Raw genomic sequence first — 25,941 nt, forward strand, 5'->3', positions numbered from 1 at the left:
GCACGCAAGACATAGTGCGGGAGGAAATAGGAGCATGAATCACGTTATCAAGCCCGCCATATCTTTTCGAGCCCTTCGAAAGCCTTGCCGACGATGTCGTCCAGACTTGCATCGATGTCGACGGTCACGACGCCCGCTTCTCCTTCCGGACTTTCCAGCGTCGCAAGCTGGCTCTGAAGCAGCGATGCGGGCATGAAATGGCCGGTGCGGGCGCCCATCCGTCCCTCCAGCACCTTGGGATCGCCCGTGAGGAAGACGAAATAGAGCGTGCCGCCGCTCGCCTGCCGCAACCGGTCGCGATAGGCCCTCCTGAGCGCGGAGCATGAGACCACCACGCTCTCGCCCCGTCCCCTCGCCCCGGCCAGTTCGCCCCCGACGAGATCGAGCCAGGGCCAGCGATCGTCGTCGGTGAGCGGAATGCCTTGCGCCATCTTGGCGACATTCGCCGCCGGATGCAGGCGGTCCCCCTCCACGAAAGCGCAGCCGAGCCGCTCGGCAAGGCGTTCGCTCACCGAGGTCTTTCCCGATCCGCTGACGCCCATGACCACGATGGCTGCCGGTTTCTTCAGATTCATGAGGATCAATACACCCTTCTCATATTCCCGGATCAGCCACGGATATCCGCCCTTGCCGATGCATCACAAGCCCCGACGCTTGGAAATGTCCACAATCTCACCGCTGCCGGGCATCCTTGCCAAGCATCAGCGGCATCAGCACCGAAAGGAACAGCAGCCGCAGCACGTGATGGGCACCGACATAGGTCGGGTCCGCATGCAGCATCACCGCCATGGCCGACATGGTTTCGAGCCCGCCGGGGGCGAACGCGATCAATGCCGCGTCGAGCGGCACTCCGGTCAGATAGGACACGCTGCCGGCGATCGCAGCAGCCAGCACGGTGACGACGATCGTCACCACGCCGCCCGCCACGAAGGCGGTGCGCAGCTCACCGAGCGAAACGCCGCAGAAACGCGTTCCGATGACCGAGCCGAGGATGACATAGGTCGGCGTGAGCAGCCAATTCGGCACGCCGCCGCCGACGAAGCCGGTCACATGCGTGCCGATCGACACCACCACGCCGCCGAGGAGCAGAGCCGCCGGAAACTTCAGGCGCAGGAAGAGCATGCCGAAAAGGCTCGACACGACGAGCGTGGCGATGAGGATCGGCGTATTCATCGCCTCGGGCAGAACGACCGGATCCGTTCCCACGAGGTCGAGGGCATCGACGATCAGCGGCACGGTGATGGTCAGTGCCAGGACGCGGACGCTCTGGGCAACGCCGACGGTGCGCACGTCGCAACGGGTTTCGGCCGCGAGGCTCAGCACATAGCTCAAATGGCCGGGCGAGGAGGCAAGAAGGGCGGTGACCCGATCGTAACGGAAGAACTTCTGCAGCACCCAGCAGCTGACGTAGAGCAGGATGACGACCGCGACCAGCACCATGACGAAACTGAGCGGCCAGGTGCGTGCCGCGACGATCACCTCAGGCGTCACGGTGGTTCCCATGGACACGCCGACGACGACGAAGCAGACGTTGCGGACAGCACTGGGGACCGACAACTGCATGCCGGCAAGGCCCGCCAAGGTGACGGCGACAGCCGGGCCAATGAGGTAGGGCGCGGGAAAAGCGACGGCGATCGCGATCAATGCGCCGGCGGTGCCGATCAGCGCAGTCAGCGCAAAGGTACGCAATTCCGAAAGAGACATCCCCTGGAGCCTGCGGACAGTTGGGTTTGGAACGCGGCGCGAGGCGCCACAGGAATGGGCGGCCGGAAGGCCGAATGCCTGCCCCTTCTATTGCAAATGCGACGAAGGTCAACCTCGCGCAAAGCCAACGGCAAAACAAAAGCGCCGGCTTTCGACCGGCGCTTTCCATTCCAAAAATCGCAAGGGCTCAAGCGGCCGGGGCCGTGACCTTCGGCATGTGCAGAGTATCGAGACCGAGCAGGAAATTGATCTGCGGACGTGCCTTGACGAGATCGTCGATCGTATATTCCGCAAGCACGTCGAAGAAGGCGTTGAGCGCCTTGCGCAGGGCCGCATTCAGGCCGCAGCTATCGACGAGCGGGCATTCCACGACGCCGTCTTCGAAACATTCCGCCATGGCGAAACTGTCTTCCGTGACCTTCACCACATCGAAAAGCGTGATGCGATCGGCGCTGCGGCCGAGCTTCACGCCGCCATTCCGGCCGCGGACAGTCTCAACCAAACCGGCCTTGTTGAGCGGCTGGAGGATCTTGAAAAGGAAGAGCTCGGAAACGCCATAGGCCCTTGCGATCTCGGGAATGCGGCTCAGATGGCCTTCGTTGGCCGCGCAATACATCAGCATCCGTACTGCGTAATTGGTCTGTTTGGTCAAGCGCATGCTGGTCTCCCGAGAGTCGTATTAACCCTATATAGAGCTTTCGCTAGTTTTGAACAATTCCAAAAAAAGAAAAATGTGATCGCATTTCTCTCCTTTAGGAGCCCTCCTCCTTGACGCCGCACCAAAATCATGACCTCAGTCCTCAGGAAAAAACAACCCTAGGAGGACAATTGATGCATATCCGGAGCAAGATCCAGCTTTCTGCACTTATAGGTGCATCCATGCTGGCAACGACCACGGCGGCATATGCCGATGGCGAGGTCAATATCTACTCCTATCGTCAGCCGGATTTGATCAAGCCGCTGCTCGACACCTTCACGCAGCAGACCGGCATCAAGACCAATGTTCTCTTCCTTGACAAGGGTCTTGTCGAACGCATCCAGGCCGAGGGCGCCAATTCGCCGGCCGACGTGATCATGACGGTCGACATCGCCCGCCTCATGGAAGCCAAGGAAGGCGGCGTGACGCAAGCCGTCACCGACAACGCGACGATCAACAAGGACATTCCGGCCAATCTGCGCGATCCCGCCGGCGAATGGTTCGGACTGACGACCCGCGGCCGCGTCGTCTACGCCTCCAAGGACCGCGTCGCCCAGACCTCCATCACCTATGAGGAGCTTGCCGATCCGAAGTGGAAGGGCAAGATCTGCATCCGCGACGGCCAGCATTCCTATAACATCGGCCTGATCGCATCGATGATCGCCGTGCATGGCGAAGCCTATACCGAAACCTGGCTGAAGGGCGTCAAGGACAACCTCGCCCAGAAACCGAGCGGCGGCGATCGCGACCAGGCCAAGGCGATCTTCGCAGGCGCCTGCGACATCGGCATCGGCAACACCTACTATGTCGGCCTGATGCAGACCAACGAGAAGGAACCGGATCAGAAGAAGTGGGCGGAGGCGATCAAGGTGCTCTTCCCGAACTCGGCCGATCGCGGCACGCATGTCAACATTTCCGGCATGGCGCTCGCCAAGAATGCGCCGAACAAGGACAATGCCGTGAAGCTGATGGAATTCCTGGCATCCGGCGAAGCACAGCAGATCTATGCCGAGCAGGTCTTCGAATATCCCGTCATGCCGGGCGCCGAGCCTTCCGCCACCGTGAAGAGCTTCGGCACGATCAAGCCGGACACGCTGTCGCTCGCCGACATCGCCGCCAACCGCAAGAAGGCATCGGAGCTGGTCGACAAGGTCGGCTTCAACGAAGGCCCGGAGAGCTGAGCCGGAGCCGCAGGACCGACCAGAAGACAGATGCAAGAAAAAGGATCAGGGCCGGCCGAAGCCGGCCTTGATGCGTTTCCGGATATCGAAAGATGCCCGGCTCAGATAACGTCCAGCGTTATCGCGACCCAGGCCGGAACAGCTATGATCACCAGCGCGGCAAGCAGGCTAAGGCCGATCTTGGTCAAATGCGCACGGCGAGCGCGTCTCTCATCCCACTCATATACCATGGACTGAACTCCCCACTCCTACTGCGTCGGCTAAATTAGTTCAGTCTTCAAAAACGTCAACGTGCGGGCAGGAAACAAACCGACCTGGCCTGAACGGACACCCCTCGGATGCTCGAACAAACGCAAACGGGCCCCGAAAGGGCCCGTTCGGAATTGCTGCTCTTTGGTACGGCTTATCGCATCACCGGCATGACGAACTCGGCGCCGTCCTTGATGCCGGACGGCCAGCGGGCGGTGATCGTCTTGGTCTTGGTCCAGAACTTGATGGAATCCGTACCGTGCTGGTTGAGGTCGCCGAAGGCGGAGGCCTTCCAGCCGCCGAAGGAGTGATAGGCGAGCGGCACCGGGATCGGCACGTTGATGCCGATCATCCCGATGTTGACGCGGCTTGCGAAATCGCGGGCGGCATCGCCGTCGCGGGTGAAGATCGCGACGCCGTTGCCGTATTCGTGCTTCATCGGCAGGGAGAGCGCCTCTTCATAGTTATTGGCGCGGACGACCGAGAGGACCGGACCGAAGATTTCCTGCTTGTAGATGTCCATCTCAGGGGTGACGTGGTCGAACAGCGTGCCGCCGACGAAATAGCCGTTTTCGTAGCCCTGCAGTTTGAAGCCGCGGCCGTCGACCACGAGCCTGGCGCCTTCCTCGACGCCCCGGCCGATCAGGCCTTCGATGCGGGCATGCGCTTCCTTGGTGACGACCGGGCCCATGTCGGCCTTCTCGTCCGTATAGGGGCCGATGCGCAGCGCCTCGATCTTCGGCGTCAGCTTCTCGACAAGAATGTTGGCGGTCTCCTCGCCGACGGGGACGGCAACCGATACCGCCATGCAGCGCTCGCCGGCCGAACCGTAACCGGCGCCCATCAGCGCGTTGACGGCCTGATCCATGTCGGCATCCGGCATGATGATCATGTGGTTCTTGGCGCCGCCGAAGCACTGGGCACGCTTGCCATTCATTGCCGCCGTTCCATAGACGTAACGGGCGATCGGCGTCGAGCCGACGAAGGACACCGCACCGATGTCCGGATCGGCCAGGATCGCATCGACGGCGGCTTTATCGCCGTTGACGACGTTGAGGATGCCGGCGGGCAGGCCCGCTTCGATCATCAGTTCGGCAAGGCGAAGCGGCACGGACGGATCGCGCTCGGACGGCTTCAGGATGAAGGCATTGCCGCAGGCGATCGCCGGCGCGAACATCCACATCGGGATCATGGCCGGGAAGTTGAACGGCGTGATGCCGGCACCGATGCCGACCGGCTGACGAAGCGAATACATGTCGATCGCAGGACCGGCGCCCTCGGTGAACTCTCCCTTGGAGAGATGCGGAATGCCGATCACGAATTCGCAGACTTCCAGGCCGCGGATGAGGTCGCCCTTGGAATCCTCGACCGTCTTGCCGTGTTCGCTGGAGAGAAGTGTCGCGAGCTCGTCCATGTTCTGGTTGAGCAGGTCGACGAACTTCATGAACACGCGGGCGCGGCGCTGCGGGTTGGTGGCCGCCCATTTCGGCTGGGCTTCCTTGGCGTTTTCCACGGCGGCGCGGATTTCCGAGACGCTGGCGAGCGAAAGCTTCGCCTGGACTTCGCCGGTTGCGGGGTTGAAGACGTTCGAGGTGCGGCCGCTGGTGCCGGCGACGCGCTTGCCGCCGATGAAATGCCCGATCTCACGCATGGGTGTGCTCCTCCTGCCTTGACGGCGCTCTTTTCTGGATAGCCGAGGATACTCTCAGAATTGCACAGAGCAACGCCGTAGTTTACGCATCCGTTGTGCAGAATTCGACATTGGAGTTTCCCATGAACTGGGATGATGTGCGCATGTTCCTTGCCGTTGCGCGGAGCGGCCAGATTCTCGCCGCCTCGCGGCGGCTCGGAATCAATCACGCCACGCTCGGACGCCGGATCACGGCGCTGGAGGAGGACCTGCGCACGCGCCTGCTCATCCGCCGCACCAACGGCTGCGAGCTGACCGCCGAGGGTGAGGTCTTCTTCCGCGCCGCCGAGCGGATGGAAACGGAAATGCTGGCCGCACAGGCAAGCACCGGCAGGATCGACACGGCGATTGCCGGAACGGTCCGGATCGGCGCGCCGGACGGGTTCGGCGTCTCCTTCCTTGCCTCCCGGCTCGGCCGCCTGACGCGGCGGCATCCGGAACTGAAACTACAGCTCGTGCCGGTGCCGCGATCCTTCTCGCTTTCCCAGCGCGAGGCGGACATCGCCATCACCATCGAGCGGCCGGAACAGGGCCGGCTCGTCTCGTCCAAGCTCACCGACTATACGCTCGGGCTCTACGCCTCGAAAACCTATCTCGACCAGGCCGGAAACCCGCCAACGCTGGAGGCGCTGAGAGAACACCCGCGGATCGGTTATGTCGAAGACCTGATCTTCTCCCCTTCGCTCAATTTCACCGGCGAAGTGATGCGAAACTGGGATGCAAGCTTCGAGATATCGAGCGCGATCGGCCAGACCGAGGCGGTGCGTTCCGGTGCCGGCATCGGCATCCTGCACGACTACGTGGCGCGGCAATATCCGGAACTCGTCCGCGTGCTGCCGGAGATCGTCATCCGCCGGTCCTACTGGACCACCTATCACGAGACTACGCGCGACCTGATGCGGCTGAGAGCCGTCGTCGAGTTCCTGAAAGAGCTGGTGGCCGAGGAAGGCTGGATTTTCACCTGGCCGTTCAGTTCTTCCTGACGACGCGGAACCACAAGCTCGTGAGCCGAGCCTGCTGGGGGATGCCAAATCTGGGGGATTGTCGGCCTCAACGGCCTTTTGGAAGGGACCGGCCGCCGAAGCGGCCGGAAACCTGAGAAATCAGGAAGGAAGAAATGTCGAAACCGGAACCTGCAAGGCTGCCGCGATGCGCTTCAGCTTGGCGGGATCGGCATCCGTACCGTTTTCGATGCGAACGATCTCGTCGTTGACGAGGCCGGTCGTCACGGCAAGCTCCTCGATACTATAACCTACGGCACGGCGCGCTTCGGCGACGGCAGCGGCGATATTCTGCAGGGAAAGCTTTGTTCCGTTCGCGGATGCGAAATTATTGATGGAAATGGTCATGCTCATGACTCTCCTTCTGGAAAGGCCTGCCGGACAACCGGGCAGGTGAAGGGGGCAGCTGCCCAAAAGACGCGGGTGTCCAAAAATTTAGGCACTCGCTGCCCCAAAGATAGGCATGTTAACGATCCTGACAAGATCGTGTAGTGCAGTGCACAAAAATGTGTTCGCTTTCGGGTCGAAAGATGGCAGGGCGCGGAAAAGCGTCGGGATCAAGGTATATTGCTGTGGAAAATGGTACGGTTGAGTGGGGTCGAACCACTGACCTCAGGTGCCACAAACCTGCGCTCTAACCAACTGAGCTACAACCGCACGAGAAGCCGCCTAAGCGGTATTGCGGGTCACATACGGCGATCGGACGCTTTTTGCAAGCCCTTTCCGCAAATAGAAGAGGCCGGAGCGTACTCGGGCCGTTTCCTGCAAAACAGGGCCGCGGAAATCAGGCGGCCTTGAAGGTCGCCATGGCCTTTTCGGCAGCTTCCTTGCCGGGCTTCGCGACGTCTTCGGCGAGCTTGCGGGCGGCGTCCTGCATGGCCTTGGCCTGCTCGACGGTCACTTCGGCCTGCTTGCGGATGAAGGCGGTCTGCAGTTCCAAAAGTTCGGAAACGGACTTCACGCCGAGCAGCGCTTCCATATGGGAAAGCGACATGTCGGCATTGGTGCGCAGCGCGTCGATCGCCTTCAATCCAAGCTCGACGGAGCCGGCCTGGGCGGACTGCATCGTGGTTTCCACCGTCTTGGTGGCTTCCTCCGCAGCGACTTTCATCTTAGCATAGGCGTCGCGAGACTGGGTGGCGCCCTTCTCGGCGAACTCACGGAAGCTTTCGGTCAGCTTGGCCGGATCGAAAGCGGAAAAGGAAAAGATATCGTCAGTCCTGTATGCCATCGTTCAAATCCTCGTTGGCGTTTTCTTCGGCAGCACCGAAGACCTCATGCCTCTTATATAGTCTATCTCATTGTGCATTGCAATATCATTGTGCGTCGCACAATGAGCAAGTCTCGGAATTAACCCTATCTCCGGTTTGGGTTGCCGCCACTCTCGACCCGCGGCCGCGCGAAGGGTATTAACAATCCGTTAAACCGCAGAAATACGGTCACAAAAGCCCCGTAGGTTTCGTTTCATGTCCGCAGTCCAGTATCCGTTCATCGACATTGCCGTGCACGAGCGCGTACGCGCTCGTTTTGCGGCTGGCGAAGCGATCGTGCTGTTTTCACCGGACATGAAGAGCCCGCTCTGGGCCAATGGCCGCGGTGCCGATCTCTTCGGTTTCGATTCCATCTACGACTTCCTCGACCAGGGGCCAAACCGCGTCGACATCGCCTTCCGGCAGACGGAAGCGGCCGCCCGCCAGCTCGGCGCCATCGGCGATGTCCGGCATTTCACCATCCGCGTCGCTTCGGGGTTCCAGCGCATTGCGGTGCAGGCTGTCTGCGAACTCATCGAGGTCCAGGGGGAAGCGGCCGTCCTGTTCAGCGCGCCGGCGGAAAAGGGCCGGTTGTCACCCTCCGCCTGTGCCGCACGCATGATCGAGGGGTTCGACGATCCCGATACGCATATGGCGGTGCTCGACGATGACGGCGACGTGCTCGCCGCTTCCGCCGAGTTCGCCGATCTCGGCGTCACCTCGCAGACGGCCAAGATGCTGGCCACCATGGCCGGCAGCGATCCGAGCCGGCTCGCCAAGCGGCCGATCCCGACCGTCAAGGGTTATCTGCCGGCCGCGATCGGCAAGCTTTCCGACGAGCCCGCACTGCATCTCCTGTTCACGGTGGAGACCCCACAGGAGCGTATCGCAGCGGAACACAGTTTTGAGCCGAAGGACGATGCGCCGGACCCCGGTCAGGCCGAGGCGTCGGCCGAAGAGCAGCAGTCCGCACCCGCCTTCGATCAAAAGAACGAGGATTTCACGGTCGAGGCCGTACCGGCCGACGGCTATGCCGACGTGATCGCCGCCGTTTCCGAAATCGAGGACACGGAAGAGCCGGAGGAGGAAGTTTCGCTCCAAACCGGCGAAGACTTCGAAGCCGCCCCGCCGGCGCCTGCCGACGAAGAGCGGACGGAACAGACCGCGGACGAAATGATTGAGACGGACGAGCCCGTCGAAGAGGCCATTGCCGCAGCCGAAACCGCGGAAACTCTCGCTGACGAACCACAGGAAGGCGAAACGGCGAACGACGCGGAAACCGAAACCATCGAAGCCGCCGTACCCGCAGCCGAAGACGTCGCGCCCGAGCAGGACGGTTTCATCTTCCGCCGCGACGGGCGCGCCATCCGCTTCGTCTGGAAGATCGATGCCTCGGGGCGGTTCAGCGAGGTTTCGAGCGAATTCGCAGACGCGGTCGGCCCGCATGCCGCCGATATCAACGGCATGGCCTTTACCGATCTTGCGGCCCTCTTCCATCTCGATCCGGACGGAAAAATCGCCGAACTGCTCAACAAGCGCGACACGTGGTCCGGCAAGACCATCTGGTGGCCCGTCGAGGGCACTTCGCTCATGGTACCGGTCGATCTCGCCGCACTGCCCACCTATACGCGCACCCGCGAATTCGACGGTTTCCGCGGCTTCGGCATCGTACGCATCGGCGATGCGACGGAAGACCCGAACGCCATCGGCCTTACGCTGACCCGGTCCGTGCCGGAGGACGTCGCCGCATCGGAAGCCGAGACTGCGTTCGAATCCGATGAGGCGCCGGAGGAAAGCCCTGCCGAGCGGCAGGAAGAGCCAACAGTCGCAGAAGACCGGGGAGCTGCCGACCAGGCCGGCAACTCGGCCGCCGCCGACGGGGCGGCTCCGTCCGAATCGTCCGAAGAGCTGCGTTCCGAACTGCCGTCGCCGGAAGAGGCCGGTGTCTCTGCTTCGGACGGGCAGATGCCGTCGCTGCTCGACTGGCCGGAAGGCGAACCGCCGGCGCTCAAGGTCGTCGGCAATCCCGGCCGCCGCCATTCCGACAAGGTGATCCAGCTCGAGGAACGCAGATCCGTCCGGCGCGACGGGCTGACACCCGGAGAGCAAGCGGCTTTCCGCGAGATCGCCCGGCAGCTCGACACGTTCGTCGGCCGCGGCGAGGAGGAAGCAACTCCGGAGACCCCGTCCGAGCTGCAAACGCCTGTTGCCGAACAGGCCGAGCCGCTGGAACAGGTCGCGATCGATCCCGGCCAGGGTTCGCACGCCCCGCCAAGCGGTGAAAAGGAACTTTCCGCATCCGAAGAGACTGACAAGCCCCCTACGGACGAGATGCCGGAAGCGGACGCGACCGCCTCCGCGCCGACATCCGAAACTGAGGCCGACATTTCCGAAGCTTCCGTGCAGGAGATAGACGAGGGTTCCGAGGAACCGGCGGCCGAGCCGGATAGTGCAGAAACAGCCGCGGAAGAGCCTGCCGGCCCTCCCGCACCTTCCGACCGCGAGCTCCTGAGCCAGATGATCCCCGTGCGCGAGCGGATCGGTCTTTCGGCCGAGATCATCGACCAGATGCCGATCGCGCTGCTTGTCCACAACGGCGACGTTCTGATCCACGGCAACCCCGAATTCCTGCGGCTCACCGGCTATTCGTCCATCGAAGAACTGGCGGAACTGGGCGGGCTCGATGCGCTTCTGCAGCGCCAGGACCTGGAAGGCAAGACGACCGAAGCGGGCGGCATGGTCGTGGTGCGCGCCGACGACGCCGTCGTCCCGGTGACGGCGCGGCTGCAATCCGTCCGCTGGGACGATTCGACCGCGCTCATGCTTGCCCTGATGCCGATCTCGTCTGAAAATCCGGAATTGCCGGAGAGCGGCGAGGCGGCGGAGGTCATTCCGCTGCGTCCCCTGCGTCCGGCCGACCAGCTCGCACGGTTGCAGGTCGAGGTGGAGGAACTGCGCGCCATATTGGAAACGGCGACCGACGGTGTGGTGATCATCGGCGCGGAAGGCGATATCCGCTCCTTGAACCGTGCGGCGAGCGGGCTCTTCAACTACGACAACGAAGAGATCAACGGCCAGCCCTTCGTCATGCTGTTTGCCCATGAGAGCCAGCGGGCGATCCTCGATTATCTCAGCGGACTTTCCGGCCATGGCGTCGCCAGCGTGCTGAACGACGGCCGGGAAGTGATCGGTCGCGAGGCATCCGGCGGCTTCCTGCCGCTCTTCATGACGATCGGCAAGCTCACCTCCTCGAACGGCTATTGCGCCGTCATCCGCGACATCACTCAGTGGAAGCGGACCGAGGAGGAGTTGCGCACCGCCAAGCGTGCCGCCGAAACGGCGAATGCCCACAAGAGCGAGTTCCTGGCGCATGTGAGCCACGAGATCCGCACGCCGCTCAATGCGATCATCGGCTTTGCCGACATGATGGCGACGGAGCGCTTCGGGCAGATCGGCCATCCGCGCTACGTGGAATATGCCAACGACATCGGCCGCTCCGGCCGTCACGTGCTCGACATCGTCAACGACCTGCTCGACATCTCCAAGATCGAGGCGGGCGAGATGGAGCTCGATTTCATCGCCGTCGGCCTGAACGAGACGGTGTCGGAAGCGGTTTCGCTGGTGCAGCCGCAGGCGAACAGCCAGCGGGTGATCATCCGCACCGCGCTTTCGCATGCCGTGCCGCCGGTGGTCGCCGATCTCCGTTCGATCAAGCAGATCGTGCTGAACATCCTGTCGAACGCCATCCGCTTCACGCCATCAGGCGGACAGATCGTCGTCTCGACGGCTTACGAGGCGAACGGCAATGTGGTCCTCCGCGTCCGTGACACGGGCATCGGCATGACCCGCTCGGAACTCGAACTCGCCATGAAGCCGTTCCGACAGGTGGCAAACAGCGCCCGCAAGCGCGGCGACGGCACCGGCCTCGGCCTGCCGCTCACCAAGGCGATGGTGGACGCGAACCGCGCCGCCTTCGCGATCACCTCGGCGCCGAACGAGGGCACGCTGGTGGAAATCACCTTCCCCTCGCCGCGGGTGCTTGCGAACTGATCTCGCGGCGGTTAGCACTCCTCCCATAAAGAGGAGTGGAATTTGCAGGTTTCGACATCCGACATGCCGGTGCCAAGAGCACGCCAGCCGCGCCGGCCGCTCTCCTGGCTCGCGGTCGGCATCGCGGTTGTGGTCGCGCTGCCGATCCTGGCGATTTTCTGGATCGCTGCCTCGGGCGGCGACGAAACCTGGCGGCACGTCATCGCCAATGTCGTGCCGCGCGCCACGGGCAGGACGATCTCGCTGCTTTTCTTCACCGGCCTGGTGACCGCTCTCTTCGGCATCGTGACGGCATGGCTGGTGACAAGCTTCGAGTATCCTGGCCGCCGGCTGCTCTCGGCCGCGCTGGTGCTGCCGCTTGCCATCCCGTCCTATCTGGCCGCCTACGCTTTCGGGGAATTTCTCGATTTCACAGGCCCGGTGCAGACCTGGTACCGGCAGGTATTCGGCTACAGGACGGCGCGCGACTACTCGTTTCCGGATATCCGCTCGCTCGGCGGCGCCGTGCTGGTGCTCTCCTCCGTGCTTTACCCCTATGTCTATCTTGCCTGCCGTTCGATGTTCATGATGCAGGGACGTGCGGCGGCCGATGTCGCCCGCACGCTCGGCGCCGGGCCGCTTCGGGTGTTCCTCAGGGTCAAGATACCCATGGCGCGGCCGGCGATCATGATCGGCCTGACGCTGGTCATGATGGAGGTGCTGAACGATATCGGCGCGGTGGAATTCCTGGGCGTCAACACGCTGACCTTCTCGATCTACGACACCTGGCTCAACCGCGGCAGCCTTTCGGGCGCGGCACAGATCGCCGCCGTCATGCTGCTCGTCGTCGCCATCCTGATCCTCGTGGAGCGCGCCGCCCGCCGGCAGCAGCGCTTTGCCGGCAACAGGACGACGGCCATGGTCAACGCCACCGCGCGGCCGGCGCTTTCCGGGGCACGGGCCTGGCTTGCGACCGTCTTTTGCGCGCTGCCCATAGCGGTCGGGTTCCTCATCCCCTTCCTGGTTCTGGGCCGTTTCGCCTTGGCGCGTGTCGAAAACTTCGCCGATCCGCGGCTCCTCGACGCGCTGTGGAACAGCATCGCCGTATCGGCCGCCGCCGCACTCTGCGCGGTCTCGCTCGGCTTCATTCTTTCCTATGCCGCCCGCAGCGAGCATTCGGCGCTTGCGACTTTCGCAGGCCGCATCGCCTCGCTCGGCTACGGCGTGCCGGGCACGGTTCTGGCGATCGGCGTGCTGATCCCGCTCGCCGGCTTCGACAATGCGCTCGACGGTTTCCTGCGCGCGAATCTCGGGATTTCAACGGGGCTTCTGCTTTCCGGCACCGGCTTTGCGATCGTCTATGCCTGTACGGTGCGGTTCATGACGATGGCGGAAGGCAATCTCGATGCAGGCTTTCAAAAACTTTCGCCGCATCTCGACATGGCCGCCCGCGCGCTCGGGCGGAACCGCCGGCAGACGCTCTGGTCTGTTCTGCTGCCCAACATGCGCCCCGCCCTGCTGGTTGCGGCGCTCTTCGTCTTCATCGAAACGATGAAGGAACTGTCGGCGACGATCCTGCTTCGTCCGTTCAACTTCAACACGCTGGCGACACTCGTCTACGAGGACGCCTCGCGTGCGAAGATCGAGGATTCTTCGGTGGCGGCGATCATCATCATCCTGGCGGGTCTCGTCCCGGTCATGCTGGTTTCGCGTTCGCTCGACAGATTGCGGTAGCTCCGCATCGGCAATCCAGGGGTGCATCCCAGACCAAAAGAAAGGCAGCCGAAGCTGCCTTTGAAGTTTAATGCTGTCCAACGAGGGTCGGTGGAGACGTCATGTCTATGAAAGCTCGCGGCTACGCGCCTTCCATACACGAGACGAAACCATGTTGCTCCACTTTTGACCAATGCGGCTTAATGCGGAGTTAACGCCGTCCATTTTCCGGAATTCACGCCGAAAACGTATCGTCGCGGTACAGACCGGGAGCCGGGCTAGCTCCTCAGTTCCGCAAGCCCGGCGAAGAGGTCGAGCGCTTCGGGATTGGCGAGCGCCTCCTTGTTCTTGACCGGCCGGCCGTGCACGACGTCGCGCACCGCGAGTTCGACGATCTTGCCGGACTTGGTGCGCGGGATATCGGCGACCTGGATCACCTTGGCCGGCACGTGGCGCGGCGAGGCGCCGATGCGGATGCGCGTCTTGATCGCCTTGACGAGGCCGTCGTCGAGCGTCAGGCCGTTGGCGAGGCGCACGAAGAGGATGACGCGCACGTCGTCATCCCAGTCCTGGCCGATGCAGATCGCTTCCGCGACCTCTTCCATCTGCTCCACCTGATTGTAGATCTCGGCGGTGCCGATGCGCACGCCGCCCGGGTTGAGCGTCGCGTCCGAACGGCCGTGGATGACGATGCCGTCATGCTCGGTCCATTCGGCGAAGTCGCCATGGCACCAGATGTTGTCGAAGCGTTCGAAATAGGCGGCGCGGTATTTCTTGCCCTCGGGGTCGTTCCAGAACATGACCGGCATCGAGGGAAAGGCTTTGGTGCAGACGAGTTCGCCCTTTTCGCCGCGCACCGGCTTGCCGTCGTCGTTCCAGACATCGACGGCCAGGCCGAGGCCCGGCCCCTGGATCTCGCCGCGCCAGACGGATTTCAGCGGATTGCCGAGCACGAAGCAGGAGACGATATCCGTGCCGCCGGAGATCGAGGCGAGATGCACGTCGTCCTTGATGCCTTCATAAACGAAGGAGAAGCCCTCGGGCGAGAGCGGCGAACCCGTGGAGGTGATCAGGCGAAGCGCCGAAAGGTCATGTGTGTCCTTCGGCACGATGCCGCCTTTACGCACCGCGTCGATATATTTTGCCGAGGTGCCGAAGACCGCGCATTCCTCATCCTGCGCGTAGTCGAACAGGACATTGCCGTCCGGCGCAAACGGCGAGCCGTCGAACAGGCAGAGCGTGGCACCGACGGCGAGGCCCGACGCCAGCCAGTTCCACATCATCCAGCCGCAGGTGGTGAAATAGAAAAGCTTCTCGCCCGGCTGAAGGCTGCAATGGAAGCGGTGCTCCTTCAGGTGCTGCAGCAGCGTGCCGCCGGCGGAATGGACAATACATTTCGGCACACCCGTGGTTCCGGAGGAAAAGAGGATATAGAGAGGGTGCGAGAAAGGAAGCTGTTCGAATTCCACGTCCTTCGCCCGATAGGGTGCCGTGAAATCCGCAAGCGTGCGGCCGTCGGCAAGCGAGGCGGCCAGCGCCTTCGCATCGCCCGCATAAGGCACGACCAGAACCGGCGCCTTCAGCACTTCCGAGACGGTCTTCACCTTGGCGGAGACGTCTTGAAGCTTGCCGTTGTACCAGTAGGCATCGCAGGTGACGAAGAGCTTCGGGCCGATCTGGCCGAAACGGTCGAGCACGCCCTGCTCGCCGAAATCGGGAGAGCAGGAGGACCAGATGGCGCCGATCGAGGCGGTGGCGAGCATGCAGGCGATCGTTTCCGGCATGTTGGGCATCATGGCCGCGATGCGGTCGCCCTTCTCTATCCCGAGCGCTTTGAACGCCTGCTGCAGGCGGGAGACTTCCTCGCGCAGCCTGTCCCAGGACCAGCGATAGCTCACCTTGTCCTCGCCGCGGAAGATCAATGCATCGCCCGCGCCGGTTCCGGTCAAAAGATTTTCGGCGAAGTTCAGGGTGGCATCGGGGAAGAAGCGGGCAGCGAGCATGTCGTCGCCATCGATCAGGGCGCGGGCGCCGCGCTCGCCCTTGACGCCGCAGAAGTCCCAGACCGCCGACCAGAAATCGCCGCGCTCGGCGATCGACCAGGCGTAGAAAGAGTCATAATCGGCGAAGTCTTTTTCGTAGCGCTCGGCGCACCATCCGATGAACTGAAACAGCGGGGTCTTCCGCTGCATTTCCTTCGAGGGGCTCCACAGCGGCTGTTCGTTGCCCATTCCCATTCCTCCTCCACCTCAAAGAGGCCAATCCCGACCGGGGGAAGACCTCCAAACATACCGGCCAAGGGCCTTGGCACGTGGGCCTGTATAGCATGTTGCACTGCATGATAAAGGGGACAGCCGAAGGACCGGAGCACAGATTTGCACAGTCCTGCCATTTCCTATATTCGCGTGGACCATGCTGACCAACGGGATCGGAAATCTGCGGAAAATCTCAAGCCGCCCGCTTGGCAGGCGACGGCGCGGACTGCTGATCGGCATCCTCGTCGCTCTGGTCCTCTTCGCGCTCTATCAGATCGTCGCGCCGTTCCTCATCTCCTCGACCGTGGTGCGGGAAAGCATGGAGCGCGCGGTCGCCCAGTGGACCGGCCATGACGTGACGATCGAGGGCGTGCCGGATATCCGCTTCTGGCCGGAGCCCAGGATCACGCTCAGGGAGATCACCATCCGCAAACAGGCGGATGGCGGCGAGCGGGTTCTCGGCCGCGTCTCGCGGCTTTCCGCCTCCTTCGATCTCTTCGAGGCGCTGCTGGGCCGGCCGGAATTCGAGGATTTTCATCTCACGAACCCGGAAATCTACATTCTGCGGGACGCGAACGGCCGGCTGGACTGGGCGAACGACGGGCTGCTCAGCCGTGCCGTGCGGGAAGCGAAGGCCGATGGCGGCGGCCAGTCCCTGCCCTCCGGCGACGATGCGCAGATGGGCGACGTCAAGATCACCAACGGAACCCTTGAGGTCTCAGACGTCGCGAGCGGCCGTGTCACACGGTTCGCCTCGATCAACGGCGATCTCCATTGGCCCTGGCTTTCCCGCGGCCTGAACATAAGAGCGGGTGGGGAGATGAACGGCCGCAGGCTGGCGATCGACATCAGCAGCTCGCAACCTCTGCTGCTGCTGTCGGGCAAAAGCGGAAATGCTTCCGGCTCCGTCGAATCGGACCTTCTGCGCGGCCGCTTCAACGGTACCGCCAACCTTGCAGCGCATGCGTTTCTTTCCGGCGATGCCGAACTCACGATCCCCGATCTTTCCTCGGCCATGGCCTGGTCCGGCGTGCATTTCGATGGCACGGAACGATTGAAAAGCCTTTCCTTGAGCGCCCGCCTCGTCACGAACGACGAAGCCCTCCGCTTCGAGAACCTGTCGCTCAGCCTCAACGACGCCAGGGCAACCGGCATTCTCGACCTCGTTCTGCCGCCGGACCGGCTGCCGAGGCTGACCGGCACGCTCGCTTTCGACCGGATGGATTTTTCGGGTGTCCTTGCCGCGATCGCGCCGCGCAGCGGCGACGGCGCGGGACAAAACAACGGGTTGCGCAACCGCTTGGAACTCGATCTGAGGCTTTCCGCGCAACAGGCGACCCTTGGCCCGTTCCGGCTTGCCGAAGCGGCGATGAGCGTGATGAACACCGCGGAACAATCGCGCATCGACATCGTCGACAGCGACTTCGAAACCGGCCGCCTGACGGGCCGGATCGCCACGACGAAAGGCGGAGCCTCCGGAGGGATTGCCCTGCACCTTTCCGTCCAGAGTGCCGATTTCGGCGACATCGTCAGGGAGCTCGGACTGGCCGGGCCATTGCCCGCCGCGCGGGGATCCCTGGAACTGTCGCTCGACGCCGACCGGTCGTTGACGACCGAGGCGTGGCGCAATGCGAAGGGCACCATCCGCTTTCGGACGGAGCGGGGTTCCCTGCCCGGCGTCAATCTGGCCGGCATCCGGCAACTTGCAACGCAGAAACCCTATTTCCCCTTGAGCGAAGCCGGCGGCGGCAATCTCGAATTCGACAGCATCGACATATCGGCCGACCTGAAGGGCGGTTCGGCGGATATCCGCGAAGGCAAGCTCGTCGGCCCCGGCGAAACGATCGCCCTTTCCGGCGTCGTTTCCTACGTCAACAACAGCCTGGCTCTTTCCGCCAGCATTCAGCCGCCGGCGCAAGGCGCGGGTGCCGCGCCGCTGATGGTCTTCATCGGCGGTTCCTGGCCGAACCCGGTCATATGGTCGATTTCGCAAGCTCCGCCGCCAAAGGTCGCGGAATAGGCGCCGCGGCGGCTATCAGGTCGTGCCGCGCGCGGCGACATGCTCGTCGCGGATGCGGCGCATTTCGGCGCGCTTCGTACCGATCGAAGCGATGATGACGCCGATCGTCACGAGCCCGATCAATATGGTGCAGATGGCGTTGATCTCCGGCGTCACGCCGAGCCGCACCTGCGAATAGATCTTGATCGGCAGCGTCGTCGCTCCGGGTCCCGTGTTGAAGCTCGCGATCACCAGATCATCCAGCGACAGCGTGAAGGCCAGCATCCACCCGGCGATGACGGCCGGCATGATCAGCGGCAGGGTGATCTTGAAGAAGGTCTTGACCGGCGGGCAGCCGAGATCGAGTGCCGCTTCCTCCAGGCTCCGGTCGAAGGTGAGCAGCCGCGACTGCACGACGATCGCCACGTAGCACATGGTGAAGGTCGTATGCGCGATGATGACCGTCCAGAAGCCGCGGTCGATGTTAAGCGCCACGAAAAGGAGCAGCATCGACAGGCCGGTAATGACCTCCGGCATGACGAGCGGCGCATAGATCATGCCCGAGAACAGCATCCGTCCCGGGAACCGGGAGAAGCGCACGAGAGCCAGGGCGGCAAGCGTGCCGAGCACGGTGCCGAGCGTGGCGCTGATGACGCCGACGCGCGCCGTGACCCAGGCGGCGTCCATCAGCCCCTGGTTCGACCACATCGTGCGGTACCAGTTCAGTGAAAACCCGCCCCAGACCGTGACCAGCCTGGACGCGTTGAACGAATAGATCACCAGGATGACGATCGGGATATAAAGGAAGGCGAAACCGAGCGTCAGGACGGTGGCGTCGAAGCGGGAGGCCCTCATCTCAGACCACCTTCTTCTGCTGGTTCTGGAAGATGGCGATCGGCACGACCAGCATGACGAGCAGGATCACCGCCACCGCGGAAGCGAGCGGCCAGTCGCGATTGCCGAAGAATTCCGTCCAGAGCGTCTTGCCGATCATCAGCGTGTCGGCACCGCCCAAAAGATCGGGGATGACGAACTCGCCGGTGATCGGGATGAAGCAGATCATCGAGCCGGCGACAACGCCCGGCAGCGACAGCGGGAAGGTGATCTTCCAGAAGGCTTTCAGCGGCGGGCAGCCGAGATCGTTCGCGGCCTCCAGCAGCGTATTGTCCATCTTCTCCAGCGCCGCATAGAGCGGCAGGACCATGAAGGGCAGGTAGGAATAGACGATGCCGATGAAGACGGCGATGTCGGTCCTGAATATCTGCACCTGCTCGTTCGGCCCCAGAAGACCGATCGTCTGGAGGAGCAGCGTCAGAAGGCCGTCCGGCTTCAGAATGCCGATCCAGGCATAAACGCGGATCAGGAAGGACGTCCAGAACGGCAGGATGACCAGCATGACGAGCGTCGGCCTGAGGGACGTCGGCGCGCGCGCCATGGCGAGCGCCATCGGATAGCCGATCAGCAGCAGCAGAAAGGTGGAGATGACCGCGATCCTGAGCGACGACAGGTAGGACCTGATATAGAGGGGATCGTCCGTGAGAAAGAGGTAGTTCTCGAAATCGAGCTTCGAGGCGAAGTCGCCAAGCGCGCCAAATCCCTGGAAAAGCGGCGTGTAGGGCGGCATGGCGATCGCCGTATCCGACAGCGATATCTTCAGGATGATCAGGAAGGGCGCCGCGAAGAAGAGCAGCAGCCAGACATAGGGCACCGCAACGACAAGCCAGCGGGCGGGGCTTGGCTTGTTGGCGGTATGGGTTTCGGAAGCGGTCGCCATTTCCCCTCCGCCTCAGCGTGTGAGCACGAGGCCAGCATCGAGCGGCCAGGTGAGCCAGACCATGTCGCCGAAGGTGATCGGCCGATCGACAAGACGGGAGACGTTGGCCTGCGCGGCGCGAACGATCCGGTCGTCGGCGAGCTTGACGAGGAAGACCGAGAAGTCGCCGAGGTAACCGATGTCCCAGACTTCTCCATAGACGGCATTGACGGAGGTCTCGGCCGGCTGGTCGGGAGAGATGCGCACTTTTTCCGGCCGTATCGCGAAGGCGACCTTGTCGCCCTTCACCGCCTGGCATTCCTGTTCGACCGCAACCGCAATGCCGTCGCAATCGATCCGCACGGCGCCCGGCGCGCCAAGAGCGCTCTCGGTCGAGACGACCGCGCCTTCCAATATATTGATGTCGCCGATGAAATCCGCGACATAACGGCTGTTCGGCGCCTCGTAGATTTCCGCCGGCGTCGCCACCTGCACGATGACGCCCCTGTCCATGACGGCGATACGGTCCGAAACCGTCATCGCCTCTTCCTGGTCATGAGTGACGATCAGGAACGTGAGGCCGAGATTGGTCTGGATGTCCATCAGCTCGAACTGCGTTTCCTCGCGCAGCTTCTTGTCGAGCGCCCCGAGCGGCTCGTCGAGCAGCAGCACTTTCGGCCGCTTGGCGAGCGAGCGGGCGAGCGCCACGCGCTGGCGCTGGCCGCCGGAAAGCTGGTTCGGCTTGCGCTTGGCGAAAGGCTCCAGCTTGACGAGCTTCAGCATCTCCTCGACGCGGGCGGATATCTCCCCCTTCGGCAGATTGTCCTGCTCGAGACCGAATGCGACGTTCTTCTCCACCGTCATATGCGGGAAGAGCGCATAGCTCTGGAACATCATGTTGGTCGGCCGGCGATAGGGCGGCACGCCGGAAATGTCCTTGCCCTGCAGCAGGATGCGGCCTTCGGTCGGCTCCTCGAACCCCGCCAGCATGCGCATCAGCGTCGTCTTGCCGCAGCCGGAGGGGCCAAGCAGCGAAAAGAATTCCCGCTCGTAGATGTCCAGCGTCAGGTTGTCGACGGCGGTGAAATCGCCGAAGCGTTTGGTGATGTTTTCGAAACGGATGAAGGGGACGGCCGCTGGATCGGTCCAGGGAGAGAATTTGCGCTTTACCGGTCCAAGTGATTTCGCCATGCCCTACCCCATTTCGCCCATCGTAGACTGCAAGCGTTCGGGGCAGACGTTTCCGCCTGCCCCGTCTTCAGATCAGCTACCGGTCTTGATCTGCGTCCAGACCCGGTTCAGCACGCGCTGCTCCCGCGGGCCATAGGGCGAAATGGTGAACAGTTTCGATACGACCTCGGACGGCGGATAGACCGACGAGTTTTCCAGCACTTCCTTGTCGAGGAATTGCTGCGAGGCGAGATTGCCGTTGGCGTATTGAACGTAGTTGGAGGCCTTGGCGATCACTTCCGGCTTCATCAGGTAGTTGATGAAGGCGTGCGCCTCTTCGACATTCTTCGCATCCGCCGGGATCGCGAGGTTGTCGAACCACATATAGGTGCCTTCCTTCGGGATAATGTAATTGACCTCGACCCCGTTATTGGCTTCCTCGGCGCGCGCCTTTGCCTGCAGCACGTCGCCCGACCAGCCGATCGAAATGCAGGTATCGCCGTTGGCAAGCTCATCGATATAGGAGGATGAGTTGAACGTTCTCACGAAGGGGCGGATCTTCTGGTAGACCTCGCCGCCGGCTTCGAGATCGGCGGTTTCCTTGCTGTCGGGGTTCCTGCCGATGTAGTTCATGGCGATGGCGAAGGTCTCGTCCGAGGCATCGAGGATGTTGATGCCGCACGCCTTCAGCTTTTCGGCGTTTTCCGGCTTGAAGATCACGTCCCAGCTATCGATCGGTATATCGCCGAGCGCGGCCTTCACCTTCTCGACATTGTAGCCGATGCCGGTCGTGCCCCACATGTAATTCACGGCATATTCGTTGCCGGGATCGTATTTGGCGAGCCGCTCGGAAATTTCCGGCCAGAGATTGGAAAGGTTCGGCAGCTTCGACTTGTCGAGCTTCTGGAAGACGCCCGCCTGGATCTGGCGGGCCAGGAAAGGACCGGTCGGAACCACGACATCGTAACCCGAACCGCCGGCGAGCAGCTTGGTCTCGACGATTTCGTTGTTGTCGAACACGTCGTAGACGACCTTGATGCCGGTTTCCTTGGTGAAATCCGACAGGATGGACTCATCGATATAGTCGGACCAGTTATAGACATGCACCACCCGTTCCTGAGCCATGACAGCGGTGGCAACCGCCGTCGCGGCAACGGCGGCGGCAAGACGGAGCAAATGGGTTTTCATAATCTCTCCTGTTCCACTTTTTCACGCAAGCGGGGAGCTCGCGCATAAATTCCCTCGTTTTTCCGGCAGAGTAAAAAGGAATTTTTCTCGCCACAAGAGGCATTATGCGCCGCCGCAAAGCTATTGAAAATCAAAAGCGCTGAGACCCGTTACCATTTCGTCAAGTCCGAGCGGCCGCGTGATGGGCGGTTCGGCCCGGGAAAGACAGCCCTGCCGCTCGCAGAGACGGCAAGCCGTGCCCGCGAGCACGGCGCCGGACGGGCCGGGTAAGGCCTCTCCATAAACGGTTTCGCCGGCATCCGGCAGATCGCAACCGAGAAGCACGCCCGTGCGGCGGACGCGTTCGCCGAAACCCGCCTGCGGTCCTTCGAGCGTCCGCGACAGCGTGAGAAACGCGCCGCCATCGGGCATACCGACCCGGTCGGCGAGGATCTGCCCCGGCTGGCCGAAGGCCGCGTGGATGCCGAGCTTGGGACAGTGCCCGCCGAACCGGGCATGCGGAAAACCTTGCGCGCCCGCCCGGCGGATGACATTGCCCGCATGATCGAGTTCCATCAGGAAAAACGGAATGCCCGCCGCACCCGGACGCGCGAGCGAGGTCAGCCGGTTCGCAGCCTGCTCGAACGAGACGTCGAAACGGGAGCGCAGCACATCGAGGTCGTAACGGGTCCGCTGGGCGGCGGACAGGAAATCGCCATAGGGCATCATCAGCGCATGGGCGGCATAGCGGGCCAGCTCGAAGCGGCCGATGCGCCTTGCCTCGTTGGTGGAGAAGGCGAGTTCTTCAAGCTCCGCAGCGATCTCGGCCCCAAATGCCAGGAGCGTGACTTCCATGGCCATTTCGCGCGTCCGGTCGAAGGGCGACAGCCGTTCCGACAGGAAGAGCCGCATCGAATGGCGGTCGTAGCGGCGGCGCAGGTTAGGCATGACGTGGACGGGAAGCGTGCGCACGACGATGCCCCGTTCGCTCTTCAGCCACGCCTTCAGCGCGCCCGGCAGTTCATCGCCCGTGCCGAGCCTGGCGGCGAGAGCCTCCGCCGCATCCTCGATGCGCGCAAAGAAATTCGGGCGCCGTTCCAGCGTCTCGCGCACCTCATCGATGGGGAGGCGCGTGCCGGCGAGCGAGGTTTCGTGGCCCTCCCGCGCCAGAAGATCGGCAAGATCGGAGAGCCGTTCGGCCTGTTCGCGATAGGCCCGGTAGAGCTTCATCAGCCCCAGCGCGGCGTTCGGAGCCGCCTCGGCGACCTCGATGATTTCCTGATCTCCCGGAATTTCGCCGGACAGGAGCGGATCAGCAAACACCTCGCGGAGCCGGCCTGCCAGACCGCCGCCCTCGCCCTGCAGCGCGTCGAGATCGACCTTATAGACGGAGGCGAGCTTCAGGAGGAGCTGGACGGTCAGCGGCCGCTGGTTGCGTTCGATGAGATTGAGATAGGAAGGCGAGATGCCGAGGGCTTCGGCCATGGCCGTCTGCGTCAGCCCGAGGCCCAACCGCACCCGCCGCACGCGAGGGCCGGCAAATATCTTTCGCTCCGCCATTTGTCACCAATTTTACAAGCGCTCGCTTTTACTACTTTGACATCTTCACAGAAGCCTTTGTGAAAGACAAGACATCATAACCCTTTTCAATTCCCCAAAATTGCATCTTTTGTGGCGATGCAGCATTTCCATCTGTAAAACCAGTCACATGAAAACCGCATCGATGCGGACAAGCAGACCACACGGGAGAGATGGCAATGACAGATTTTTACACACTTGTTCCAGGCGCGCCGGAAGGCCGTTTCGAGGGCATCGAACGCCCCTATTCGGCCGAGGACGTCAAGCGCCTGAGGGGCTCCGCCGATATCCGCCATTCGCTTGCCGAAATGGGCGCCAACCGGCTCTGGTCGCTGCTGCATAAGGAGAACTTCGTCAACGCGCTCGGCGCCATGACCGGCAACCAGGCCATGCAGCAGGTCCGCGCGGGCCTCAAGGCGATCTATCTTTCCGGCTGGCAGGTCGCGGCCGACGCCAACACGGCCTCCGCCATGTATCCGGACCAGTCTCTCTACCCGGCCAATGCCGCGCCGGAACTTGCCCGGCGCATCAACCGCACGCTCCAGCGCGCCGACCAGATCGAGGCGGCCGAAGGCAAGGGCCTTTCCGTCGAGACCTGGTTCGCGCCGATCGTCGCCGATGCGGAAGCCGGTTTCGGCGGACCGCTCAACGCCTTCGAGATCATGAAAGCCTTCATCGAGGCGGGTGCTGCCGGCGTTCATTACGAAGACCAGCTCGCATCGGAGAAGAAATGCGGCCATCTGGGCGGCAAGGTTCTGATCCCGACCGCAGCGCATATCCGCAACCTGACGGCCGCGCGGCTTGCAGCCGACGTCATGGGCGTGCCGACGCTGGTCATCGCCCGCACCGATGCGGAAGCGGCGAAGCTGCTCACCTCCGATATCGACGAGCGCGACCGGCCCTTCGTCGACTATGATGCAGGCCGTACGGTCGAGGGTTTCTATCAGGTCAGGAACGGGCTGGAACCGTGCATCGCCCGCGCGATCGCCTATGCGCCCTACTCGGACCTCATCTGGTGCGAGACGTCGAAGCCGGATCTCGAACAGGCGCGCAAGTTCGCCGAAGGCGTCCACAAGGTGCATCCGGGCAAGATGCTGGCCTACAATTGCTCGCCGTCGTTCAACTGGAAGAAGAACCTGGACGACGCGACGATCGCCAGGTTCCAGCGGGAACTCGGCGCGATGGGCTACAAGTTCCAGTTCATCACGCTCGCCGGCTTCCATCAGCTCAACTACGGCATGTTCGAACTCGCCCGCGGCTACAAGGATCGGCAGATGGCCGCCTACTCGGAATTGCAGGAGGCGGAGTTCGCAGCCGAGGTCAACGGCTATACCGCGACGAAACATCAGCGGGAGGTGGGCACCGGCTATTTCGATGCCGTCTCTCTGGCGATTACCGGCGGGCTTTCCTCCACCACGGCCATGAAGGAGTCCACCGAACACGCGCAATTCCGGCCGGCGGCGGAGTAACAGAACTCCCCTCCCCAACCCTCCCCACAAGGGGGAGGGGCTTAACCCACCGCCCGCTCGGCAGCCCACCTTCAATGATTATGGAGAGGGAGCCGCGTCGCAGAGAGCCCCTCCCCCTTGTGGGGAGGGGTTGGGGAGGAGACTAAGACCAACGAGAGGAGAAATGCCATGAACATCCAGACCAACATCCAGACCCATGTCAAGGAACGCGCCGAGGAACAGGCGACCGCGATGACGCCCGAGCAGCAGGCGGCGGTCCGTACGCTCGCCAATGACCTGCACCGCCTCAACCACGCCATCATGAAGGCGGTGGATGCAGGCGTCTCGGTCGAGCTCATGCGTTCCGCCCGTCACCATGGCGGCGACGGCCATTGGGGCGACCTGATGATCCCGGTGGTCGTCACCAACCGCATTCAGTAGGCAAGGGCAGTAAGCAGCGGGTTCATCCCCAAGGCCGCCGGCCGGCAAAAAGCTCGGCATATCCCCTGACGAACTTCACCATGCGATCGACCACCGTGCGGATTTCACGCCGGTGGCGATCGTCATCGTTCATCACGATCCACTGGCTATGACGGAGGCTCGCGATCTCGTCGCCGACACGCTCCAGCCGCATGTCCCGATCGCGCCGTCCTCTCCACGCATTTCCAAAGGAAGAACAAGGTTGCAGGACGCTGCGCCGAAGAGCGCTTCGCCTATCTAGCGCCGCAGTGGCTCGTCAATCTTCTGACATATGGCAGGCGTGCGTGAATTCCGTCAGCGCGGGATCAGCGAAACGCTGCATCAGGAAAATCACCTTTGCGGCGAGAGTTCAGTTCAGCCGAACAGGACCGGAACCGAAAGAAGCGCTGCCGTGGCGCCGATTGCGATTGCCAAAAGCCTGAGCCGCCGCAATTTTGCGTCGTCCTTGACCAAAGCGATGGCGATTGCACGGGCACGGCGGGTTTTCTGCATCGTTCCTGAACCCTAAACACGTTGTTCTTGGCGCCCTGCCGCGAGCCGGCAGGCAACGCATACCAGTCTTAAAAGCATGGGATTT

General features: G+C 62.7%; 20 protein-coding genes, 1 tRNA gene and 1 pseudogene. 7 read left to right on the forward strand and 15 right to left on the reverse strand.

From position 1 onward, the window contains the following. Positions 1 to 47: 47 nt before the first annotated feature. The 3 genes from QTA58_RS04550 to rirA form a co-directional block, all read right to left on the reverse strand. Complete coding sequence (locus QTA58_RS04550; RefSeq protein ID WP_289673016.1) at positions 48 to 575, reverse strand: gluconokinase; 528 nt, start codon at positions 573 to 575, stop codon at positions 48 to 50. Positions 576 to 672: 97 nt separating this feature from the next. Beyond that, the gene (locus QTA58_RS04555; protein WP_289671893.1) at positions 673 to 1,704 is read right to left on the reverse strand and encodes an AbrB family transcriptional regulator; all 1,032 of its coding nucleotides are present in this window, start codon (positions 1,702 to 1,704) and stop codon (positions 673 to 675) included. Positions 1,705 to 1,891: 187 nt separating this feature from the next. After that, complete coding sequence (gene rirA, locus QTA58_RS04560) at positions 1,892 to 2,362, reverse strand: iron-responsive transcriptional regulator RirA (RefSeq protein ID WP_085422402.1); 471 nt, start codon at positions 2,360 to 2,362, stop codon at positions 1,892 to 1,894. A gap of 173 nt (positions 2,363 to 2,535) precedes the next feature. Here rirA and QTA58_RS04565 point away from each other — a divergent pair, with 173 nt between their 5' ends. Then, complete coding sequence (locus QTA58_RS04565; protein WP_289671894.1) at positions 2,536 to 3,582, forward strand: Fe(3+) ABC transporter substrate-binding protein; 1,047 nt, start codon at positions 2,536 to 2,538, stop codon at positions 3,580 to 3,582. Between the two features lie 403 nt (positions 3,583 to 3,985). Here QTA58_RS04565 and QTA58_RS04570 read toward each other — a convergent pair whose 3' ends face one another. Further along, a complete protein-coding gene (locus tag QTA58_RS04570; RefSeq protein WP_289671895.1) occupies positions 3,986 to 5,482 on the reverse strand; it encodes a CoA-acylating methylmalonate-semialdehyde dehydrogenase in 1,497 nt (498 codons plus the stop codon). Positions 5,483 to 5,604: 122 nt separating this feature from the next. Between QTA58_RS04570 and QTA58_RS04575 the strand changes: the two genes are divergently transcribed. Next, positions 5,605 to 6,504: a LysR family transcriptional regulator gene (locus QTA58_RS04575; RefSeq protein ID WP_289671896.1), complete on the forward strand. Its 900-nt coding sequence runs from the start codon at positions 5,605 to 5,607 to the stop codon at positions 6,502 to 6,504. 120 nt (positions 6,505 to 6,624) lie between these two features. On the opposite strand, the gene QTA58_RS04580 is transcribed toward QTA58_RS04575, so the two are convergent. The 3 genes from QTA58_RS04580 to QTA58_RS04590 all read right to left on the reverse strand — a co-directional run bounded on the left by QTA58_RS04580 (position 6,625) and on the right by QTA58_RS04590 (position 7,753). After that, complete coding sequence (locus QTA58_RS04580; RefSeq protein ID WP_085423369.1) at positions 6,625 to 6,870, reverse strand: helix-turn-helix transcriptional regulator; 246 nt, start codon at positions 6,868 to 6,870, stop codon at positions 6,625 to 6,627. A 232-nt stretch (positions 6,871 to 7,102) separates the two neighbouring features. Continuing rightward, positions 7,103 to 7,179 (reverse strand) — tRNA-His (locus QTA58_RS04585). A gap of 127 nt (positions 7,180 to 7,306) precedes the next feature. Next, a complete protein-coding gene (locus QTA58_RS04590) occupies positions 7,307 to 7,753 on the reverse strand; it encodes a phasin (protein ID WP_085422398.1) in 447 nt (148 codons plus the stop codon). Between the two features lie 235 nt (positions 7,754 to 7,988). Between QTA58_RS04590 and QTA58_RS04595 the strand changes: the two genes are divergently transcribed. Both QTA58_RS04595 and QTA58_RS04600 read left to right on the forward strand, forming a co-directional pair. Next, positions 7,989 to 11,822 carry an ATP-binding protein gene (locus QTA58_RS04595; protein WP_289671897.1) on the forward strand — a complete coding sequence of 1,278 codons (3,834 nt, stop codon included), beginning with the start codon at positions 7,989 to 7,991 and terminating at the stop codon, positions 11,820 to 11,822. Between the two features lie 63 nt (positions 11,823 to 11,885). Continuing rightward, entirely contained in the window at positions 11,886 to 13,535 is a 1,650-nt protein-coding gene (locus tag QTA58_RS04600; protein WP_289673018.1) for an iron ABC transporter permease, read from the forward strand. Between the two features lie 257 nt (positions 13,536 to 13,792). Here QTA58_RS04600 and QTA58_RS04605 read toward each other — a convergent pair whose 3' ends face one another. Then, complete coding sequence (locus tag QTA58_RS04605; protein ID WP_289671898.1) at positions 13,793 to 15,745, reverse strand: acetoacetate--CoA ligase; 1,953 nt, start codon at positions 15,743 to 15,745, stop codon at positions 13,793 to 13,795. Positions 15,746 to 15,926: 181 nt separating this feature from the next. On the opposite strand from QTA58_RS04605, the gene QTA58_RS04610 reads away from it, so the two are divergent. Beyond that, positions 15,927 to 17,789 carry an AsmA-like C-terminal region-containing protein gene (locus QTA58_RS04610; protein ID WP_289671899.1) on the forward strand — a complete coding sequence of 621 codons (1,863 nt, stop codon included), beginning with the start codon at positions 15,927 to 15,929 and terminating at the stop codon, positions 17,787 to 17,789. 15 nt (positions 17,790 to 17,804) lie between these two features. Here QTA58_RS04610 and QTA58_RS04615 read toward each other — a convergent pair whose 3' ends face one another. The 5 genes from QTA58_RS04615 to QTA58_RS04635 form a co-directional block, all read right to left on the reverse strand. After that, complete coding sequence (locus tag QTA58_RS04615) at positions 17,805 to 18,623, reverse strand: ABC transporter permease (RefSeq protein ID WP_085422393.1); 819 nt, start codon at positions 18,621 to 18,623, stop codon at positions 17,805 to 17,807. A 1-nt stretch (position 18,624) separates the two neighbouring features. Then, positions 18,625 to 19,542, reverse strand: a complete 918-nt coding sequence (locus tag QTA58_RS04620) for an ABC transporter permease subunit (protein WP_289671900.1) — start codon at positions 19,540 to 19,542, stop codon at positions 18,625 to 18,627. Between the two features lie 12 nt (positions 19,543 to 19,554). After that, entirely contained in the window at positions 19,555 to 20,712 is a 1,158-nt protein-coding gene (locus QTA58_RS04625) for an ABC transporter ATP-binding protein (protein ID WP_289671901.1), read from the reverse strand. A gap of 72 nt (positions 20,713 to 20,784) precedes the next feature. Further along, complete coding sequence (locus tag QTA58_RS04630; protein WP_289673020.1) at positions 20,785 to 21,816, reverse strand: polyamine ABC transporter substrate-binding protein; 1,032 nt, start codon at positions 21,814 to 21,816, stop codon at positions 20,785 to 20,787. Positions 21,817 to 21,999: 183 nt separating this feature from the next. After that, the gene (locus QTA58_RS04635) at positions 22,000 to 23,418 is read right to left on the reverse strand and encodes an XRE family transcriptional regulator (protein ID WP_289671902.1); all 1,419 of its coding nucleotides are present in this window, start codon (positions 23,416 to 23,418) and stop codon (positions 22,000 to 22,002) included. Between the two features lie 197 nt (positions 23,419 to 23,615). Here QTA58_RS04635 and aceA point away from each other — a divergent pair, with 197 nt between their 5' ends. Both aceA and QTA58_RS04645 read left to right on the forward strand, forming a co-directional pair. Further along, positions 23,616 to 24,905 carry an isocitrate lyase gene (gene aceA / locus QTA58_RS04640; protein WP_289671903.1) on the forward strand — a complete coding sequence of 430 codons (1,290 nt, stop codon included), beginning with the start codon at positions 23,616 to 23,618 and terminating at the stop codon, positions 24,903 to 24,905. A gap of 168 nt (positions 24,906 to 25,073) precedes the next feature. Further along, positions 25,074 to 25,325 carry a hypothetical protein gene (locus QTA58_RS04645; RefSeq protein WP_085422387.1) on the forward strand — a complete coding sequence of 84 codons (252 nt, stop codon included), beginning with the start codon at positions 25,074 to 25,076 and terminating at the stop codon, positions 25,323 to 25,325. 22 nt (positions 25,326 to 25,347) lie between these two features. Here QTA58_RS04645 and QTA58_RS04650 read toward each other — a convergent pair. Beyond that, positions 25,348 to 25,512 (reverse strand): annotated as a pseudogene (locus QTA58_RS04650) (LysR family transcriptional regulator); the annotation flags it as partial. 206 nt (positions 25,513 to 25,718) lie between these two features. Next, complete coding sequence (locus QTA58_RS04655; RefSeq protein ID WP_200814079.1) at positions 25,719 to 25,856, reverse strand: hypothetical protein; 138 nt, start codon at positions 25,854 to 25,856, stop codon at positions 25,719 to 25,721. Positions 25,857 to 25,941 lie beyond the last annotated feature (85 nt).

This window comes from Neorhizobium sp. CSC1952 (assembly GCF_030378245.1).
Classification (GTDB): Bacteria; Pseudomonadota; Alphaproteobacteria; order Rhizobiales; family Rhizobiaceae; genus Neorhizobium; species Neorhizobium oryzae_A.

Excerpts from the sequence above, each read along its gene's own strand:
- QTA58_RS04620 (WP_289671900.1), bottom strand. The coding sequence starts at position 19,542 with ATGGCGACCGCTTCCGAAACCCATACCGCCAACAAGCCAAGCCCCGCC.
- QTA58_RS04595 (WP_289671897.1), top strand. The coding sequence starts at position 7,989 with ATGTCCGCAGTCCAGTATCCGTTCATCGACATTGCCGTGCACGAGCGC.
- QTA58_RS04565 (WP_289671894.1), top strand. The coding sequence starts at position 2,536 with ATGCATATCCGGAGCAAGATCCAGCTTTCTGCACTTATAGGTGCATCC.
- QTA58_RS04655 (WP_200814079.1), bottom strand. The coding sequence starts at position 25,856 with ATGCAGAAAACCCGCCGTGCCCGTGCAATCGCCATCGCTTTGGTCAAG.
- QTA58_RS04580 (WP_085423369.1), bottom strand. The coding sequence starts at position 6,870 with ATGACCATTTCCATCAATAATTTCGCATCCGCGAACGGAACAAAGCTT.
- QTA58_RS04600 (WP_289673018.1), top strand. The coding sequence starts at position 11,886 with ATGCCGGTGCCAAGAGCACGCCAGCCGCGCCGGCCGCTCTCCTGGCTC.
- QTA58_RS04605 (WP_289671898.1), bottom strand. The coding sequence starts at position 15,745 with ATGGGCAACGAACAGCCGCTGTGGAGCCCCTCGAAGGAAATGCAGCGG.
- QTA58_RS04575 (WP_289671896.1), top strand. The coding sequence starts at position 5,605 with ATGAACTGGGATGATGTGCGCATGTTCCTTGCCGTTGCGCGGAGCGGC.
- QTA58_RS04555 (WP_289671893.1), bottom strand. The coding sequence starts at position 1,704 with ATGTCTCTTTCGGAATTGCGTACCTTTGCGCTGACTGCGCTGATCGGC.
- aceA (WP_289671903.1), top strand. The coding sequence starts at position 23,616 with ATGACAGATTTTTACACACTTGTTCCAGGCGCGCCGGAAGGCCGTTTC.
- QTA58_RS04625 (WP_289671901.1), bottom strand. The coding sequence starts at position 20,712 with ATGGCGAAATCACTTGGACCGGTAAAGCGCAAATTCTCTCCCTGGACC.
- QTA58_RS04590 (WP_085422398.1), bottom strand. The coding sequence starts at position 7,753 with ATGGCATACAGGACTGACGATATCTTTTCCTTTTCCGCTTTCGATCCG.
- rirA (WP_085422402.1), bottom strand. The coding sequence starts at position 2,362 with ATGCGCTTGACCAAACAGACCAATTACGCAGTACGGATGCTGATGTAT.
- QTA58_RS04630 (WP_289673020.1), bottom strand. The coding sequence starts at position 21,816 with ATGGCTCAGGAACGGGTGGTGCATGTCTATAACTGGTCCGACTATATC.
- QTA58_RS04610 (WP_289671899.1), top strand. The coding sequence starts at position 15,927 with ATGCTGACCAACGGGATCGGAAATCTGCGGAAAATCTCAAGCCGCCCG.
- QTA58_RS04635 (WP_289671902.1), bottom strand. The coding sequence starts at position 23,418 with ATGGCGGAGCGAAAGATATTTGCCGGCCCTCGCGTGCGGCGGGTGCGG.
- QTA58_RS04550 (WP_289673016.1), bottom strand. The coding sequence starts at position 575 with ATGAATCTGAAGAAACCGGCAGCCATCGTGGTCATGGGCGTCAGCGGA.
- QTA58_RS04570 (WP_289671895.1), bottom strand. The coding sequence starts at position 5,482 with ATGCGTGAGATCGGGCATTTCATCGGCGGCAAGCGCGTCGCCGGCACC.
- QTA58_RS04645 (WP_085422387.1), top strand. The coding sequence starts at position 25,074 with ATGAACATCCAGACCAACATCCAGACCCATGTCAAGGAACGCGCCGAG.
- QTA58_RS04615 (WP_085422393.1), bottom strand. The coding sequence starts at position 18,623 with ATGAGGGCCTCCCGCTTCGACGCCACCGTCCTGACGCTCGGTTTCGCC.